The sequence below is a fragment of the Nocardia sp. 2TAF39 genome (genome assembly GCF_052114905.1).
Lineage (GTDB): Bacteria > Actinomycetota > Actinomycetes > Mycobacteriales > Mycobacteriaceae > Nocardia.
In genome coordinates this window covers 50,301-66,410 of sequence record NZ_JBFRFQ010000010.1, presented here as the reverse complement: position 1 = coordinate 66,410, position 16,110 = coordinate 50,301, and the positions used below count along the sequence as shown (strand labels likewise).

General features: G+C 66.6%; 11 protein-coding genes, 4 tRNA genes and 1 pseudogene. 11 read left to right on the top strand and 5 right to left on the bottom strand.

Annotation, left to right across the window (positions count from 1 at the left end):
* Nucleotides 1-169: 169 nt before the first annotated feature.
* Complete coding sequence (locus tag AB4Z47_RS08315; RefSeq protein WP_441949247.1) at nucleotides 170-1,036, bottom strand: SDR family oxidoreductase; 867 nt, start codon at nucleotides 1,034-1,036, stop codon at nucleotides 170-172.
* A 178-nt stretch (nucleotides 1,037-1,214) separates the two neighbouring features.
* The gene (locus tag AB4Z47_RS08310; RefSeq protein WP_441949245.1) at nucleotides 1,215-2,186 is read right to left on the bottom strand and encodes an acyl-ACP desaturase; all 972 of its coding nucleotides are present in this window, start codon (nucleotides 2,184-2,186) and stop codon (nucleotides 1,215-1,217) included.
* Between the two features lie 1,083 nt (nucleotides 2,187-3,269).
* Between AB4Z47_RS08310 and AB4Z47_RS08305 the strand changes: the two genes are divergently transcribed.
* The 9 genes and pseudogenes from AB4Z47_RS08305 to AB4Z47_RS08265 all read left to right on the top strand — a co-directional run bounded on the left by AB4Z47_RS08305 (nucleotide 3,270) and on the right by AB4Z47_RS08265 (nucleotide 8,071).
* Nucleotides 3,270-3,342, top strand: a tRNA-Lys gene (locus AB4Z47_RS08305).
* A 1,000-nt stretch (nucleotides 3,343-4,342) separates the two neighbouring features.
* Nucleotides 4,343-5,008: a TetR family transcriptional regulator gene (locus AB4Z47_RS08300; RefSeq protein ID WP_441949244.1), complete on the top strand. Its 666-nt coding sequence runs from the start codon at nucleotides 4,343-4,345 to the stop codon at nucleotides 5,006-5,008.
* A gap of 94 nt (nucleotides 5,009-5,102) precedes the next feature.
* A tRNA-Glu gene (locus AB4Z47_RS08295) sits at nucleotides 5,103-5,175 on the top strand.
* Nucleotides 5,176-5,204: 29 nt separating this feature from the next.
* A tRNA-Asp gene (locus AB4Z47_RS08290) sits at nucleotides 5,205-5,278 on the top strand.
* 58 nt (nucleotides 5,279-5,336) lie between these two features.
* Nucleotides 5,337-5,410 (top strand) — tRNA-Phe (locus tag AB4Z47_RS08285).
* Between the two features lie 183 nt (nucleotides 5,411-5,593).
* Nucleotides 5,594-6,001, top strand: coding sequence for a hypothetical protein (locus tag AB4Z47_RS08280; RefSeq protein ID WP_441949242.1), 408 nt, complete (start codon nucleotides 5,594-5,596; stop codon nucleotides 5,999-6,001).
* Between the two features lie 96 nt (nucleotides 6,002-6,097).
* A pseudogene (locus tag AB4Z47_RS08275) lies at nucleotides 6,098-6,777 on the top strand (GAP family protein).
* Nucleotides 6,778-6,862: 85 nt separating this feature from the next.
* Nucleotides 6,863-7,045, top strand: coding sequence for a hypothetical protein (locus tag AB4Z47_RS08270; RefSeq protein ID WP_357263132.1), 183 nt, complete (start codon nucleotides 6,863-6,865; stop codon nucleotides 7,043-7,045).
* Between the two features lie 306 nt (nucleotides 7,046-7,351).
* The gene (locus AB4Z47_RS08265) at nucleotides 7,352-8,071 is read left to right on the top strand and encodes a polyprenol monophosphomannose synthase (protein WP_441949240.1); all 720 of its coding nucleotides are present in this window, start codon (nucleotides 7,352-7,354) and stop codon (nucleotides 8,069-8,071) included.
* Nucleotides 8,072-8,148: 77 nt separating this feature from the next.
* On the opposite strand, the gene AB4Z47_RS08260 is transcribed toward AB4Z47_RS08265, so the two are convergent.
* Together AB4Z47_RS08260 and AB4Z47_RS08255 are read right to left on the bottom strand one after the other, a co-directional pair.
* The gene (locus AB4Z47_RS08260; protein WP_441949239.1) at nucleotides 8,149-9,621 is read right to left on the bottom strand and encodes an HAD-IB family hydrolase; all 1,473 of its coding nucleotides are present in this window, start codon (nucleotides 9,619-9,621) and stop codon (nucleotides 8,149-8,151) included.
* Complete coding sequence (locus AB4Z47_RS08255; RefSeq protein WP_441949237.1) at nucleotides 9,618-12,083, bottom strand: glycerol-3-phosphate 1-O-acyltransferase; 2,466 nt, start codon at nucleotides 12,081-12,083, stop codon at nucleotides 9,618-9,620. The genes AB4Z47_RS08260 and AB4Z47_RS08255 overlap by 4 nt, the downstream gene beginning before the upstream one ends.
* 101 nt (nucleotides 12,084-12,184) lie before the next feature.
* Between AB4Z47_RS08255 and AB4Z47_RS08250 the strand changes: the two genes are divergently transcribed.
* Both AB4Z47_RS08250 and AB4Z47_RS08245 read left to right on the top strand, forming a co-directional pair.
* Nucleotides 12,185-12,949 carry a DUF2127 domain-containing protein gene (locus tag AB4Z47_RS08250; protein ID WP_441949235.1) on the top strand — a complete coding sequence of 255 codons (765 nt, stop codon included), beginning with the start codon at nucleotides 12,185-12,187 and terminating at the stop codon, nucleotides 12,947-12,949.
* Nucleotides 12,950-13,049: 100 nt separating this feature from the next.
* Complete coding sequence (locus tag AB4Z47_RS08245) at nucleotides 13,050-14,360, top strand: salicylate synthase (RefSeq protein ID WP_441949233.1); 1,311 nt, start codon at nucleotides 13,050-13,052, stop codon at nucleotides 14,358-14,360.
* Nucleotides 14,361-14,429: 69 nt separating this feature from the next.
* On the opposite strand, the gene AB4Z47_RS08240 is transcribed toward AB4Z47_RS08245, so the two are convergent.
* Complete coding sequence (locus AB4Z47_RS08240; RefSeq protein WP_441949232.1) at nucleotides 14,430-16,049, bottom strand: (2,3-dihydroxybenzoyl)adenylate synthase; 1,620 nt, start codon at nucleotides 16,047-16,049, stop codon at nucleotides 14,430-14,432.
* Nucleotides 16,050-16,110 lie beyond the last annotated feature (61 nt).

Genomic DNA, 16,110 nt, shown 5'->3' with positions numbered 1-16,110 from the left:
CACCAGGCCGGGAGGTGACCGAATGCGCAGGCGACATCGGTCGGTTGGATCGGGTCGTAGACGAGCTCGAGCGTTTTGCCGGTCCGTTGCTCAGCGATCCTTCCTGCGCTCGCGGGCTACAGTACGGCGCAGCGGATTTCGACCGGGAAGGGGTCCGGCGACGGCGCCGCTACTCGCCGCGCAGTCTGCGGTGGTACTTCTCCCTGAGCTCCGGATCTGGCTGCGCATAAGCCGTTGTCGCCCCGGTGAATCGGGCCACCGCGAGCTGGGCGCGGTAGGGCAGCAGCTGTGCGGACTTGATGATCGCGGTCAGCCTGCGTGGCACCGTCACCAGCGGACGCGGCCGGAGCACCGTGCCGACGATCGCCCGTGCGACGTCCTCGGGGTCCACTGTGGTCAGTGGCGTGATCCAACCCGGCATGTTGGCGCCCGCGGACAGTTCGGTGCGCACGATGCCCGGCAGCACCGCCGACACCTGCACGCCGTGTTCTTTCAGCTCCAGATGCAGCGCCGAGGTGAATCCCACCACCGCGTGCTTGGTCGCGGAGTAGGTCGCAAGGCCGGGTAAGCCCTGGGTGCCCGCCAGCGACGCGATGTTGACGAGGTGTCCGCTGCCACGCGCCAGGAAGCGTGTGGTGGCCAGCCGTGAACCGGTCAGGACGCCGCGCAGGTTGATGTCGATGACGCGATCGGTCATCGCCTCGTCCTCGTCCGCGAACAGCCCGGTCGGCATGATGCCCGCGTTGTTCACCAGCACGTCCACCAGACCGAGCTCATGCTCGACCGCGTCGAGGAAGGTGGCGAACGAGTTGCGGTCGGTGACGTTCAGCGGCAGGCCGATCACCTTCGCGTCCGGATCGGCGCCGATTTCCGCCGCCGTTTTGGCGACCAGCTCGATATCGATGTCACCGATCGCGACGGCCGCACCGGTGGCGAGGAACGCCTCTGCGGTGGCCCGGCCGATACCGCGAGCCCCACCCGTGATGGCCACGACCTTGCCTGCGAGCGCGGCGCCATCCTGGGCTGTTGTTGTCATCTCGTCGGCCTTCCGGAGTGCGGTCAGAGTCCATGAACGATGGTTTCCTTCATGATCTCGTCGGCGCTGCCGTAGATCTTCTGAATTCGGAAATCCGTGCGCCTCTCCAGGTGCCGAAAATAGGCGCGCCGTCATCCAGAGGTCCGGACGACGGCGCAGTTGTGCCAGGTGTGTGCGGTCAGCCCACGGTGCTGACCGCCATCTGGCGCTCGCGCTTGGCAGCTTCGCGGGCGAGCATGCGATCGCGCTGCTCCTCGAACTTGAGCACATCGTTGCCCAGCTTCTCGAGGAAGAGGCCGAGCCGCTCCCGGACCGCTTCACCGCGCGGGGTGAAGTCGGTGCGCTCGAAGATGTTCCACTTCTTCAGCACCGGCTGGACGACTTCCTCCAGGTGCTGGCGCAGATCGTAGATGCCGTGCTTGGCCATCAGCACGCCGTTGCGGCGGAAGTTGGGCATACCCGCGCCGGGCATCTGGAAGTTCTCCAGGATCAGAGTGATCGCCTCGATGGCTTGGTCGGGCGACAGGTCGAGGGCGGCGCCGCACATATTGCGGTAGAAGATCATGTGCAGGTTTTCGTCGGCTGCGACACGCTGCAGCATGCGGTCGGCGATCGGATCGTCGCAGACCTTGCCGGTGTTGCGGTGACTGACGCGGGTGGCCAGCTCCTGGAACGTGACGTACGCGACAGAGTGCAGGAATCCGGCATCGGCTTCGGCAGGGGAGGCGAAGCCGTTGGTCATATGGATCATCCGGGCTTCTTCGAGAGCGACCGGGTCGACACCGCGGGTGACGACGAGGTAGTCCCGCATGACAATGCCGTGCCGATTCTCCTCGGCGGTCCAACGGCCCACCCAGGTGCCCCAAGCGCCGTCCTGGGAGAAGTTCTCGGCGATCTCCCGGTGATAGGACGGCAGGTTGTCCTCGGTGAGTAGGTTGGTGATCATGGCCGCCTTCGCGACCTCATTCAGCCGGGAGTGGTCCGGATCCCAATCGATGCCCCCGAGTGCGGAGAAATTGCGGCCTTCGTCCCAAGGGACGTAGTCGTGCGGATGCCATTCCTTTGCCAAGGAGAGGTGCCGGTTGACGTTTTCTTCGGCAACCGGCTCCAACTCCGTCAGAAGCTCGAGTTGAGTCAGATCCCTTGCCATGTATGAACCCTTCAGTGTGTGCGTCCGGTCTTACAGGTCATCCCCACGGTAGACCGATGCCGATGCGGCCATACCTTACGGCACCGTAGGTGTGATGCGAAACGCATCTGTTAGCCAACTGATGCCCTGGTGATGCACGTCGTACCACCGTTACTGGCGTTCTGCGATCCCCATGAGTGTATGGCTTCGGGCCGCCGCGAGGGGACTATCGCCACGGACTGAAGGGGTGTTAGCCCGGCGTGCCGCATCCCACAGCGCCGGAACGGACAGATGTTCGGCCATCGCGCGGGCGAGGACGAAACGCGCGCTCGGGCGCGTCATCGCTTCCCTCCGAACGCGCTACCCAGCACTTTCCGAGCGTGCCGCCCGCGTTCTCGGCCAGCGCCACATCCCTAGCGCTCCGGCCGACGCCGCCGTTCGTGCCGCCACTGCCGCCGAGCCGGCCGATGCCGCCCGGCCGCGGACCGGATCTGCGGCGAAGGGTGCCGCCGCCTCCGCTCACCTGGTCGACCAGGTAGTGGAGCAGATGACACGAGGCCTGATCGGCATCGAGCTTGCGATCAGATCGTTGCCTCAGGGCCCTCGACGGCGCGAGCGTGTCGACCACCGTGCCCTCGTCGTTACCGAAGTTGTTTGTCGACCATCTTCCAGTCGTCCGAGGGGTCCGACCTGTTCGGTCGACTCGGCCGTCCTGGGCGATGACGACACCTCGACGCTCTGGGGGACGGTGACCGCTGAGTCGGACTTTCCTCGAAGAGTCGGCATGCTGATGTACACGGTGGACGACACAACCTCGCTCTCCAATCCAATCGGTGTCGCGAGTCCTGACATGGACGAGGCAGCCCCGAAGCACACGGGGGCGCCTTCTGGCGGTATGAGCCAGCTGATTCAGCGCGGGTAGTGGATGCCCGCCCGCGGCTGATGCGCCGGGAGCAGATGCCGCTTCGATTCGCGCCACCTGATGGAACGAGCTCGCGTTGTTCACTGGTTCCCATGCGTGTACCCGCGGACGTGCAATGTCGGCCTGACCCCCTCCGATCGGTTCGTGCCCCACGGCCGCTGTCGGCTATGCTTTCCAGCCGAGCCCCTTTAGCTCAGTTGGTAGAGCTGGTGACTTTTAATCACTAGGTCGTAGGTTCGAGTCCTACAGGGGGCACTCATCTCGATGGTGGGGCCGCGGGTGTATAGGCTCCGTGTCTGCCTCACGATCTAGCGTTTCCGCTGGTAGAAGCGCTCCAACCCCTTGGAGTGAAAGTCCGTAGCTCGATTGACGAGTTATAGGACCGCGGAGGAACAGTGCAGTGATCGGCACCCCGATGTCGCGATCGGGGGAGTCGATGTCGGCGGGTGCGGTCGACTGGGGCGTGATAGGCATCCGATCGACGTCGTGCTCGACGCCGATCGTGTGCCGAGAAGGGGCCTGTGCCGGGGTAACGCGGGGCGCGCGGGCGACGATGCAGGCGGTAAACATTTGGCACCCAACTTTGTTCATCTTGCCGGGATCTGGATATCATCCAATCATGTTGGCTGGCAATGTGTTTGGAATTTCGGGAAGTGAAGGCCTCTGGCGCGAGGCCGGCGGAGCGAGTCGGCGAGCAAGGCGCTGTCGGTGGTCGGTCGGCCGGCTGGCCGGTCGGCTCGGGTGAACGTCACTGGGCCGCTGGCGAATTCGCGCAGCCGTCGGACATGGGGATCCGATTGCGAAATATTTGCCGTAACAGAAAGCGGAGCGGGACAGCTGCTCGACTCGTCGGTTTGCCGCGTGTCGGACCGGGTTTCCGGGTACGGTGACGCCTTGGTGAATTCCGGAAGAATCGTCGACACGCTGGGCGATGCGGAATTCGGCTTATCGTTGGTGTGCCCGAAGATGCTGCGGTCGGTCCGGCCGATTGCGGCTCGACGGAACTCGATGCCGCAGGAGGAGGCAGGTCCGAGACGAAGAAATGCCCGGGTGCGCACCCCCTGCGGCGCACCCGGACAGAAAAATTGTACCAGCTGGTGTGTTTCAGGTTTTTCGCAAGTTTTCGTACCGAAAGTTTGAAACTGGGCGAAAACCCGGTTTGAAGTATTGATAAAACTCATAACTTCGCGCCAAGGGTCGGTTCCTTTGTGGGGTGGCTACTTGGCGGCGAGTAGGCTTCGGAGGCGTTTCGAGCATGGCACGGCAGCAAGAGCGGGCCCGCCGGACACGCGCGGCGATTATCAGATCCGCCGCCGTTGAGTTCGGGAAGAGCGGCTATGCCGCTGCATCGCTCAACCGCATACTGGAAGGGTCGCGTGCCACCAAGGGCGCCATGTACTTCCATTTCGATTCCAAGGAAGATCTTGCGCGCGCCGTGCTGGAGACCGCGGTGGAACGCTACCGCGTCTCCGCCGAGCGTTGGCTTGCGCGAGCGGATCTCACTCCGCTGGATATCCTGCACGGGATGGTCGACGAGATCGCGTTGCGGCTCGAACACGACATCATCGTGCAGGCCGAGTACCGGTTGATCATCGAGCCGGATTTCTACCGTGACGTCCAGGCGGGCGGCGGGCGCATCCTCGGCCGCACGACGAGGGTGCTCACCGTGCGTGCCATCGACCACGGGCAACTGCGTGCCGACGCCGATCCCGACCGGTTCACCCGCACGCTCGCCGCCGCACTGGCCGGCCAGCGGTACATGGTCGACCTGATGAGCGGTCCGGTCGATCTGCGGTCGCGGTTCGAGGAGGCGCTCGAGGTGGTGATCGAGGCGATGGCCACCTCGGAGTGGCTGGTGAATTTCCGCAGTGCCGGCTGGCGTACCCAGGCCCGCCTGGAGGAGCTCAGTTTGGGGCTTTGACCAGCCGGTTTGGGGATCTGGTCCGGTCTGTCATAAGCTATCCCAGCTCCCAACGGACAGCCGTTGAAAGCCGGTCCGGAGGAATCCGGGACGAGCCCCCTTCGTCTAGCGGCCTAGGACGCCGCCCTTTCAAGGCGGTAGCGCGGGTTCGAATCCCGTAGGGGGTACGGTTTTCGGAACGTTGGTAGCAGAGCATGGCCCTGTGGCGCAGTTGGTTAGCGCGCCGCCCTGTCACGGCGGAGGTCGCGGGTTCGAGTCCCGTCAGGGTCGCAAGTAAGCGCCGGAGTAATCCGGCGTTTCGCGTATGGCATTCACTTCAGGTGCCTGCGGCCAGGTAGCTCAGTTGGTACGAGCGTCCGCCTGAAAAGCGGAAGGTCGCCGGTTCGATCCCGGCCCTGGCCACTCGATCCCCCTGACGTATCGCCCGGTCAGGGGTTTTTTCATGCCGACGTCCGCTGGTGGGCGGCCGCGGGTGACCGACGATTCCGGCCGCCGTCCACGGTCGGTTGGACAGCTGCTGTGTCGCAGCGGGTTTGCTCCCAGTGCTGAAGTGGAATGGGCGATGGACGCGGTTACGGTAGGAGCGTGATCACTGTCAATGCGTTCGTCGTGGTTGAGACCTCGGACTGGAACGACCGGGGGCGGCTGGATGTCTTCGACTTCACCATGGACACCCTGCCGGTGGCATCGTTCCCGGCTGAGGGTGATCTGCGAGTTGTCCTCGCGCTGACGTCCAAGCCCTACGAGTACTCGACCGTCACATCCCGGATGGCCGAAATCCGGCCTGGCGGGGGTTCGGGCGGGCCCGTGCATGAATTCACCTCCGAGTGGCCCGCTCCGGCCGACGCCCGCGAGTTCTCCACTCTGCGCTTGACCTACTCGCTCCCCTTCACCGTCCATCGCCCCGGCACACACGGCCTCGCTCTCTTCCTCGACGGCGAAGACGCCGAGCGCGCGAAAACTCTGTTCGAGGTGTCCAGGCCGGTCGGCTGAGACCGTCCCGAGGAGTGGCGGATCCCACAGCGATGCACAGTCCTTCGTTGCTGTGTGCTCGGTCGCCTCGCAGCGGGTGGGTAGGCTGGCGCCGCCATGCCGACCCTTCTTCTCGCGCTCGCGGGGTTCGCCTTTCTCGACTCGCTCGACGTGCTGCTCCTCGGTGTCACTACGGTCGTCGTCTACGACAGCAGGCTGAGCCGCCGCTCGCCGCTGGTCGGTGGACTGAGCTTCCTGGCCGGGGTTTCGCCGTCACCACCGCGTTCGGGCTCTGTACCGTGTTGGGAATCGGCTTTCTGACCGACCTGGTGGACCTCGAGATCACCTCGACGGCGCGGTATTGGGGTGCGGCCGGCCTCGGCGTGGTGCTGATCGCCCTCGCGAGCATTCGAATGACCGGCCGGACGTCGGCCCCGGAATGGGTGACGACTATGCGACGGCAACCGTGGGCGCTCGCGTTGATCGGTGCGGCGATCGGTATCGCGCAGGCCCCGACGGCGGTTCCTTATCTAGCCGGACTGGCGATGCTCTCCGCGCGGAATCCATTGCCGGCGCTGTGGCCGCTGATCGTGGCCGCCTATTGCGCGCTCGCATTACTGCCGCCGGTGGTGATTCTCGCGGTCGCCGTGCGGGGCACGACCCGGGCTCGGCGCGTCTATCGAAAAGTCGTTCGCGTTCTCGCCGTATATGGCCCGAAATCGGTGCGCGTTCTGTTCGTCCTCTTCGGCGCGGTTCTGGTTTGCGACGCGGCCATCCATTACTCGAGCCTTTGGTAGGTTGGTGGGAATTCCGGTCGTTGCGGCAGCACCCGGTGAACAGAAAATGTGAATCGGACGCGGTGTCCGGTGGGATGCTGGAGGCATGGCTGAGCGCTGGTATTACTGCTTGAAGCACAATCGGGCCGAGCAAGGACGGCAGTGCTGGTTCCGTGATCGAATGGGGCCGTATCCGGACCAGGCGACGGCCGAGCGGGCGCTGGAGATCGCACACGCGCGCAACGAGCGGGAGGACGCCCGGGATCGGGCCTGGCGGGACGGGGACTAGGTGGTGCTGCTGTCTGCGGCAATGGATCTCACGTCCGCGCGCTACTCCGCCACGTGAATCCGGCGCGCTGAAGCGGTCTCGGCGGCGGCTGTCGTGCCGTCGGGACGGGGGCGCCCGGGGATGTTCCCCGGTGCGGTGAAGTTGATCTTGAGCCGCAGGTCGGCGCGCCGCAGGGTATCCCGTGCGGTGCGGCCGCTCAGCTCGCGGTCAGGTGCATCAAGTACGGTTCTCCAGAAATCAGACGAATGCTCGGTGGTCCTGGCGTGGGCTGCGAGCGGAAACCAGGATCAGCAGGGAGGGCGACCCTTGAGGGTTACCGTTGTTGTGCCGACCTACAACGAGCGGGAGAATCTGCCGGTTGCGGTCGAGCGGCTGACCGCGCTGCCGGTGCCCGACCTGCACGTGCTGGTGGTGGACGACAGTTCGCCGGACGGCACCGGCGAGGTGGCGGACAAACTGGCCGCCGAGCTGGCGAACGTGGTCGGCGTGCTGCACCGGACCGAGAAGGACGGGCTCGGGCGCGCGTACATCGCAGGTATCACCCGGGCGCTGGACGAGGGCGCGGACGTGGTCATCCAGATGGACGCCGACCTGTCGCATCCAGCCGAGGTGATCCCGGCCATGCTGGAAAAGTTGCGAACCACGGACGCGGGCGTCGTGCTCGGCTCACGCTATGTGCCCGGCGGCTCGACCGCCGCCGATTGGAAGTGGTATCGCAAGGCGCTCTCGGCCTGGGCCAACTTCTATGTGAACCTGATCTTGCGCCTCGGCGTCAAGGACGCCACCGCGGGCTTCAAGGCGTGGAAGGCCGACACCCTGCGCGCCATCGACGTTTCCTCGATCCGCAGCAACGGGTACTCCTTCCAGGTCGAGATGAACTACCGCACGATCAAGAAGAAGATCTCGATCGCGGAGGTCCCGATCCGGTTCGAGGAGCGCACGCTCGGTGCGTCCAAGATGAGCCTCAAGGTGCAGCTGGAGTCGGCACTGATGCCATGGAAGCTCCTGTTCGGCCGCGCGGTCTGAGCGCGACGCCAGGGGGCCACGCATTCGCTGGATCGGGGCCCTGGGCTGTTTTCGGGTCAGTGGATCTTCCCTGGCGATCACTTCGGCCAATCCAGCAGCGTGTCGATGAACAGCTGCCGCACGCCCGCCACCTTGGCGTCCAGGTTGTCGGGATCCCATTCGCTGACGTCGATGGGATCGAGGATCGCGACGTCCACGGTTCCGGGACGGGCGACCATCGCGTTGCGCCAACTGATCTCACCCGCGTTGCGAATCACGACCGGGATCACCGGCACCCCGGCCTGGATCGCTATGTGGAACGCGCCCTTCTTGAAAGGTCCTACCTCGGGGCTGTAGGAGCGAGTTCCCTCGGGTGACACCGCGATCGACAGCCCGCTGCGCAGGGTCTCCACCACCGGACGCAGCGCCACCTTGGCTTGCGCGGTGTTCGACCTATCGATGAACGTCACCCCGACGAAGCGCATGAGCGGCCCGAACACCGGATTCTTGGTCAGCTCCTTCTTCCCGATGCCGGTCACGCCACCGCCGAGCACCTCGGGAACGATGATGATGTCGAATTGGCTCTGGTGGTTGAACAGGAACACCGCGGGGCGTGGCGATTTCGCGTTCTCGGCACCGGTTACTCGGACGTCGACGCCCGCGATACGCAGCGTGTTGCCCGCCGCGTGCGCCATCAGCGCGTCAGCCATCTGCTGGCGGTCCCGGCTGGGCCACTTCGCCGCGACACCGAACAACGCGCCGCCGAACAGCCCGGCGAATCCCGCGGCGGTGCGGGCGTAGTCGCTTGCCCGCGGCTCGCGGCGCGGCCGGAACGACAACCATGTCCAGTGCTGCCGGTCGGCGATCTCGGCAAGCTGGTCTTCTGGGTTGACCGCCACCGGATGACCGACCAACGACAACAACGGCAGGTCGGCGGCCCCATCGGCATAGGCATAGCTGAGTCCCAGGTCCACTTCGTGAGCGGCGGCGAACTCGCGGAATGCTTCGGCTTTGCCATTGCGCCACAGCGTTTTCCCATCGGGATTTCCGGTGAGGACGCCGTCACGGGTGGTCATCGGCGTGTACAGCACGTGCTCGATGCCGAGTTGCGCCGCCGTTGGCGCCACCTGGAACCGGGTCAGCGAGCTGACCAGCACAACCGTGTGGCCGGCGGCTCGGTGCGTCCGGATCAGCCGCCACGCTTCGGGATACAGGTGCCCGTATACGGTGCGCTTGAACAGCTCCGTACCCAGCTGGTCGAGCTCCTGCTCGGACCTCCCCGCCAGCACCTGCTCGAGGTGGTGCAGGTGCCGGCGGTACTCGCCGTCGGTCATACCGTTGCGGATACCCCCGACCAGCACGTTCGCGAGGCCACGGCGACGCAGCAGCCTGCGCACCGGTCGCTGCCGGTCGAACCCATCGACGATCGTGCCGCCGAAGTCGAAAACCGCGGCTACGGCGGGGCCCTGCGGCCCGGAGCGGATCGCGGAGACCGCGGCGTCGAGGTCAGCGCGCGCGTCGGTCGTCGAACCTCCCGTGGCACCGCGGTAATGTCCGCGACGAGCTCTCATCGAGCGTCCATGTTGGACGGGTCCAGCGCGGCGGCCTGCGAGATCCGAGTTCCGATGGTTCGCAGGCGCTCGGCGAACTCCCTTCTGCGGTGCGCCGATTCCGCTCGGTGTGCCGCCGTGTCCTGCGACGCGGTTTCCAGCAAGCCGTAGTTGTCGGCGAGCTTCAGTGCGCTGGTGAACAGCTCGGTGGAGACCGACTCCGGGCTGTGCAGGCGCTGCTGCAGCATCATCTGCTTTCCGACCGCCACGCATTCGGCGATGAACTCCTTGCGGTCGACCTCCTCGCCCGCCTCGCGGGCGGCAAGCCGTTCGGCCACCACCAGTTGCGCGTCGATGAAGGACCGCAGCACGCGGTGGGCCATCATGAATCCGGAGGCGGTGAGCTTGGCCAGAATATCCGATCCGAGCGTGTCCCTGCGATTGTGCGTGTGCCACTCCGGGTCGACCAGCAGCATCTCCGCGACCATCTGTTCGGCGAACTCGGCCCGCTCGGGGAAGAAGAACTCGAACTTGAGCAGGTCGCGCAACCGGAATGCCTCGTCCCATCCGGTGCTCAGCGCGTCGGTGTCGCCGCTCTCGACCGCGGCGAGGATGGACAGCTCGAGGATGGCGCGGTTGACGAACCAGTGCACGGCGCTGTTGCGGTAGAAGGCGGCCTCGAGGTGCGCTCCCGCTTCGATCGAGTACACCGGCTCCAGCCCGCCGCGGTACACCGTGACGACCTTGGCCAGCGAGAGCTGTTCCAGCACGACGGCGAGGCTCTGCTCGTCGCGTAGGGCGTCGAGCTCACCGCGCGGTAGATCGCGCTTCTCGATGTAACCGAGCACCGGTGCCAGCACGGTGCGCACCTCGCCGAGGGTGAGCGCGCGCTCGTGCACACCGAGCAGCGCGAGGGTGGCCAGAGCATTGACCGTGACCGGGGTGACCGCGTTGATCCCGACCGCGACCTCGAAGGCCAGCCGCTGCACGGCTTTGCGCTCCAGCTCGGCGATCTCCGGCGGTTCACTGTCGACGGTCCCGGCCTCGGTGCGGCTCGGCGGGATCGGTTCGGTCTGGTGCAGCGGGATGGTCAGCGGTGGGCTGGTGAGTGGATCGCCATACGCGGCAAGGCGATCACGGGCCGACAGCGGCTCGCCGAACCGCACGTACACGTGCCCGGCAGAATGCTGCTGGCTGCGGATGTAGCGGGCCAGCCAGGTCAGCCCCTCCGGCTTCTTCTTGCCGCCTGCCTGCTCGGTGACGATGGCGCCCAGTTCGTTGAGCCGCTCGTAGGTGATCGAGACCGGAACCAGCATGACGTCGTCGATCCGGTTCGCCCGCACCGCTGCGGCAAGGTAGTTCAGCAGGCCGTAGCGCGGTGGGCGCAGCTTGCCGGTGCGGGTGCGGCCGCCTTCCATGTACCACTCCAGGTTGAAGCGTTTGGCCAGCAAGTAGGCGAAATACTCCTCGACGACGGCCTTATAGACCTCGTCGTCGCCGAAACTGCGCCGGATGAACACCGTCCCGGTGCGCCGGGCGATCGGGCCCATGGGCCAGAAGCTCAGGTTCGCGCCGCCGATCACGTGGTTCGGTGGAAAATCGTTGCGGGCCAGCACGTCGCCGAGCACGAACGCGTCCACGTAGGAACGGTGCGACGGAAGGAACACCAGCGGGAAGCGGCGGTTGATATCGCGCAGCGCGGCCAGTCCGGACGGGTCGGAGTCCACCTTCCAGGTCGACGCGTGCACCGGCCGCATCGCCTGGGTGAACAGGTCGGAGACAAGCCTGCTCTGCGCGGCGACGAGCTCGTTGAGCCCCTTTTCCGCGCGGCGGTACACCTCGTGCGGGCTTGCCCCGATCTGGTCGGCGATCAGCTCGAGCCTGCGCAGGAAGTCGGGCGAGTCGAGGATCTCCTCGGCCACCAGCTGAGGCACCTTGTACCGGTCGCCGATGATGGTGCGTTCGGCGCGCTCCAGCGCCACCACCGCCGCGCGCACGATGGCACGGGCGAACGGCTCGGCGGTGCCCTTGGCGAACAGGGCCGACGCCTCCGGGTTGTTCGCGCGCAGCTCGCTGAGCAAGGCTGGTGCGCCGGTCAGCACGACGTGCCGGTCCGGAGACTTGGCGCGCAGCCTGCGTTGCGCCAGCCGGTTGGGCTTGCGCGGGTTGGTCATCAGGGCCAGGTCGGCGAAGGTGATGCGCCGGACCCCGTCGCGCTCCGGCGGCAGCCACAGCACACGGACCGGCACCACGAGCGGATCGTCTCGCCTGCCGACCAGGCGGGTAGTGACCGCGCCCGCGTCCAGGTCGAGCTGGGTCACCGGCGCGTCGGTGCCGAACTCCTTGGTGATCCCGCCGTCGGCGAGCCACGCGCCGACCAGTTCGCGTTCCACCCCCGACGCCGCGTCGATCAGGGCCACCACCGATTGCGGTGCGGCCCCGTGCCGGGCTGTCGCGGGCAAACCGCCGCGGTGATCGATCATCGGTGTTCTTCCCTCCGCAGGTGACGCTCCCCCCTATTCAAGCCCGCCGGGTCGATTCCGCGCAGGCACTCGGCACGGTGAGTTCGGTTTAGGCTGCGGACATGGACTGGGCGTTGCGCTCCTGTGGCTGGCACGGCCACTACACATATAAGCCGGATGAGCCGGAGTTGGCCGACCGGCTGCGGGTCGAGACGGTGGCCGGGCCGGCCTGGCGGTGTCTGCGCTGCGGGACCTTCGTGCCCGGCGAGCCGGTCGGTTCCGGGCCCGCCGACCATGCGCCCGAGGTGCCGCGCGGGCGCCTGCTGCGCGATCGCTGGCTGATGCGCGCGCTCGCGATCGAGCGGATGTTGCGCGGACTGCTGCTGGTGGTCGCCGCGGTGGCGGTGCTGAAATTCCGGTCGTCACGGCAGACGATGCGTGCCGCATTCGACGGGGACCTGCCGCTGCTGCGCCCGTTCGCCGACCAGATCGGTTGGGACATAGACCAGTCGAAGATCGTGCACCTGATCGATGAGGCGTTCTCGCTGTCGCACACGACTTTGCTGTGGATCGCGGTCGGTATCTTCGGCTACGCGGGATTGCAGATGATCGAGGCGATCGGCTTGTGGCTGGTGCGGCGATGGGGAGAGTATTTCGCCGTCGTCGCGACCAGTCTCTTCCTGCCGTTGGAGATCTACGAGCTGACCGAGAAGGTGACCGCGCTACGGGTCGCCGCCCTGGTGATCAACATCGCCGCCGTGGTCTGGCTGCTCTACAGCAAGCGGCTGTTCGGACTGCGCGGCGGCGGGGCAGCGTATCACGCCGAGCACAGTGCGGAGAGCTTGCTGAGTGTCGAGCGATCGGCACTGGCGGTGGACACGGACTGATAGTTCGTGCCGCGGTCTGCGCTCCGCAGGCCACCCGGTTGATAGCCAGGTAATGCTAACCTTACCTCCACAAGTTAGGCAGGATAACCTTGGAGGATCGTTGTCGACCACGGAGCGTTTGCGGGTTGAGTATGTGACCGATCCGGCGGCAGCGATGTCCCGGTTGGCGGGCGCCGATCGGTTCGGTGAGTACGTCATGTACGAGCGTCCGGGCGAATGGGTATTCGCCGCCGACCCGATCGGCAGTGTCGAACTGGATGTGCAGGAGCTGCGGGTCTCCTGGGCGGGGCGGACGACCTCCGGTCGTTGGGAAGGCAATCCGGCGGGTGTTATCGACCGAGCGCTCGGCACGCTGGCGTTGGACGGCCGAAACGCCTACGGCTGGATCGGATTCGAGTTCTGCGCATGGACCCTCGACGCGACACGGCACCTGGCCCCCGGAACGGCGCTGGCGCGTTTGATGATTCCGCGTATCGAGGTGCGGGTCGGCGAATTCGGCGTGCGGGTCGTCGGAGCGACACCCGCCGAGACCGGTAACATCCACGATCTGATCGCGCAGTCGCAGAACACCGAACTCCCGCAGGCGCATCCGGTCGATGTCCGCATCGACCCGACCGGCTATCAGGATCGGGTGGCCGAGGCGGTCGGTGAGATCCAGGCCAAGCGGTATCAGAAGGTCATCCTGTCCAGAAAGGTCGATCTACCGTTTGCGGTCGACGTCCCGGCGACCTATCGACTCGGTCGCGCGTACAACACCCCGGCGCGGTCGTTCCTGTTGCGGCTCGGCGGATTGGAGGCGGCGGGCTTCAGCCCCGAACTTGTCGCGTCCGTGGACGACGATCGGGTGGTGACCACCGAACCGCTGGCGGGCACCCGTGCCTTCGGCCGCGGCGACGCGATCGACACGGCCGCGCGGGCGGATCTGATCACTGATCCGAAAGAGATTGTGGAGCACGCGATTTCGGTGCAGACCTCGCTCGCGGAGATCTCTTCCGTCGCCGATCCCGGCACGCCCGCGGTGTCGGACTTCATGGCGGTGCGCGAGCGCGGCAGCGTGCAGCACCTCGCCTCCACCGTGCGCGGGCGGCTCGCCGCCGACCGGTCCAGCTGGGATGCGCTCGAGGCGCTGTTCCCGTCCGTCACCGCCTCGGGCATTCCCAAGCGCGAGGGTGTCGATTCGGTATTCCGGCTCGATCACGACCCGCGCGGCCTGTATTCCGGCGCGGTGGTGATTGTCTCGCCGACCGGTGCGCTGGAGGCGACACTCGTGCTGCGCGCGGTGTACCAGAACACCCACGGCGCCTGGCTGCGCGCGGGCGCGGGCATCGTCGGTCAGTCACTGCCGGAACGGGAGTTCGAGGAGACCTGCGAAAAGCTCGACAGCATCGCGCCCTACGTCGTACGGGCATAGGTCCACAACGGGCAGCGCTTCGTTGGCGCGCTGCCCGCCGGGTTTTCGTCGGACGCACCGGTTGGCCGGTCAGCCCTCTGCGCGCAGCGCCTTCTTGTCGATCTTGCCGACCGCGGTGACGGGGAGCTTGTCGGTGCGGCGAAGCACGTCCGGCAGCTTGTAGGGGGCCAGTCCGCGCGCGGCGAGGAAGGTCTTGATCTCGGCAAGGGTCGGCATCTCGCCGTCGACAACGAGGACGGCGCAGACCTTTTCGCCGAGCGCCGCGTCGGGCAGGCCGACGGCGGCGGCGTGTCGGACCGCGGGATGGGCGAGCAGATGCTCCTCGAGCTCGTCGCAGGAGACGTTCTCGCCGCCGCGGTTGATCACGTCCTTGATCCGCCCGGAGACCACGAGGTGACCGCTGGGCAGGCGGCGGACCAAGTCGCCGCTGCGGTAGTAGCCGTCCGGGGTGAACGCGCGGGCGTTGTGCTCGGGGGCGCGATAGTAGCCGCGGATCGTATACGGGCCCTTGGTGACCAGCTCGCCCTCCGCGCCGGGCGCGACGTCGTTGCCGTCGGCATCCACCACACGAACCTCGTCGGACGGCGACAGCGGCCTGCCCTGAGTGGTGTGCAGTAGTTCGACCGGGTCGTCCAGCCGGGTGTAGTTGAGCAGGCCCTCTGCCATCCCCAACACCTGCTGCAGTGTGGCACCGAGCGCGGGCGTCACCTCCTTGGCGTTGATCTCCGCCAGGCGGGCCCCGCCCACCTGGAGTAGGCGCAGTGAGTTCAGGTCGGCGTCTTCCCAACCAGTTGCGGCGCACCATAGCTGGGCTAGCGGCGGGACCACCGCGGTAACCGTGACTCGGTGCCGCTCGATAGCGGCGAACGCGTTCTCCGGGCTCGGATCGCTGATGAAGGCGACCGCACCGCCGACGCCGACGGCGCCGAAGATGCCAGGGCAGGCCAGTGGAAAGTTGTGTGCGGCCGGCAGTGTCGCGAGGTAGACGTCGTTTTCGGTCAGCAGGCATACCTCGGCGCTCGCGGTCGCGTTGTAGACGTAGTCGTCGTGCGTGCGTGCGATCAGCTTCGGCAGGCCGGTGGTGCCGCCGGAGACCAGCATCAGGGCGATGTCGCTCGGATCGACTTCGGGCAGGTCGCCGCCGTCGCGGGGGATCGAGGCCAGGTCGGTGTGGGGGCCGGGTTCGCCGAGCACCAGGACGTGCCGCAGCGAGGGCACGGCCGCCCGCACGGTCGTGGCCAGCTCGCGGTAGTCGAAGCCGCCCGCCCGGTCGGCCACGATGTAGCCGACGGCCTCGGAAAGCGCCGCAAGATGCTCGATTTCGGACCGCCGGTGCGCGGGCAGCGTCAGCACGGGAATGATTCCGGCGCGTAGCAGCCCGAACAAGACGGTCAAGAACTCCGGTACGTTGGGCAGCTGGACCACCACGCGGTCGCCCGGTGCGATACCCAGCGTGAGCAGTCCGTGGGCCATCCGATCCGCCGCGGTGTCGACCTCGGTGTAGGTGTGCTTGCGGTCACCGTCGAGCAGTGCGGGCCGGTGTGGGTGCTGTCGTGCGGTGGCGCGCAACAGATCACCGAGCGGTCGCCCTGCCCAATACCCCGCGGCCCGGTACGCTGCCGCCGTTTGCGCGGGAAACGGGACATAACCGTCGCGGTGCCAGGATGACGTGGTGGATGTCGAAGTCACGGTGTGCCTCACAGATAACTGAGCTCGGGACCGCACGATCCGGGTCCCGCGTATAGGTTAG

What these genes read in the sequence shown, in the direction of transcription:
- AB4Z47_RS08315 (WP_441949247.1), bottom strand. Translation starts at nt 1,036, where the DNA reads ATGACAACAACAGCCCAGGATGGCGCCGCGCTCGCAGGCAAGGTCGTG.
- AB4Z47_RS08310 (WP_441949245.1), bottom strand. Translation starts at nt 2,186, where the DNA reads ATGGCAAGGGATCTGACTCAACTCGAGCTTCTGACGGAGTTGGAGCCG.
- AB4Z47_RS08300 (WP_441949244.1), top strand. Translation starts at nt 4,343, where the DNA reads ATGGCACGGCAGCAAGAGCGGGCCCGCCGGACACGCGCGGCGATTATC.
- AB4Z47_RS08270 (WP_357263132.1), top strand. Translation starts at nt 6,863, where the DNA reads ATGGCTGAGCGCTGGTATTACTGCTTGAAGCACAATCGGGCCGAGCAA.
- AB4Z47_RS08260 (WP_441949239.1), bottom strand. Translation starts at nt 9,621, where the DNA reads ATGAGAGCTCGTCGCGGACATTACCGCGGTGCCACGGGAGGTTCGACG.
- AB4Z47_RS08255 (WP_441949237.1), bottom strand. Translation starts at nt 12,083, where the DNA reads ATGATCGATCACCGCGGCGGTTTGCCCGCGACAGCCCGGCACGGGGCC.
- AB4Z47_RS08250 (WP_441949235.1), top strand. Translation starts at nt 12,185, where the DNA reads ATGGACTGGGCGTTGCGCTCCTGTGGCTGGCACGGCCACTACACATAT.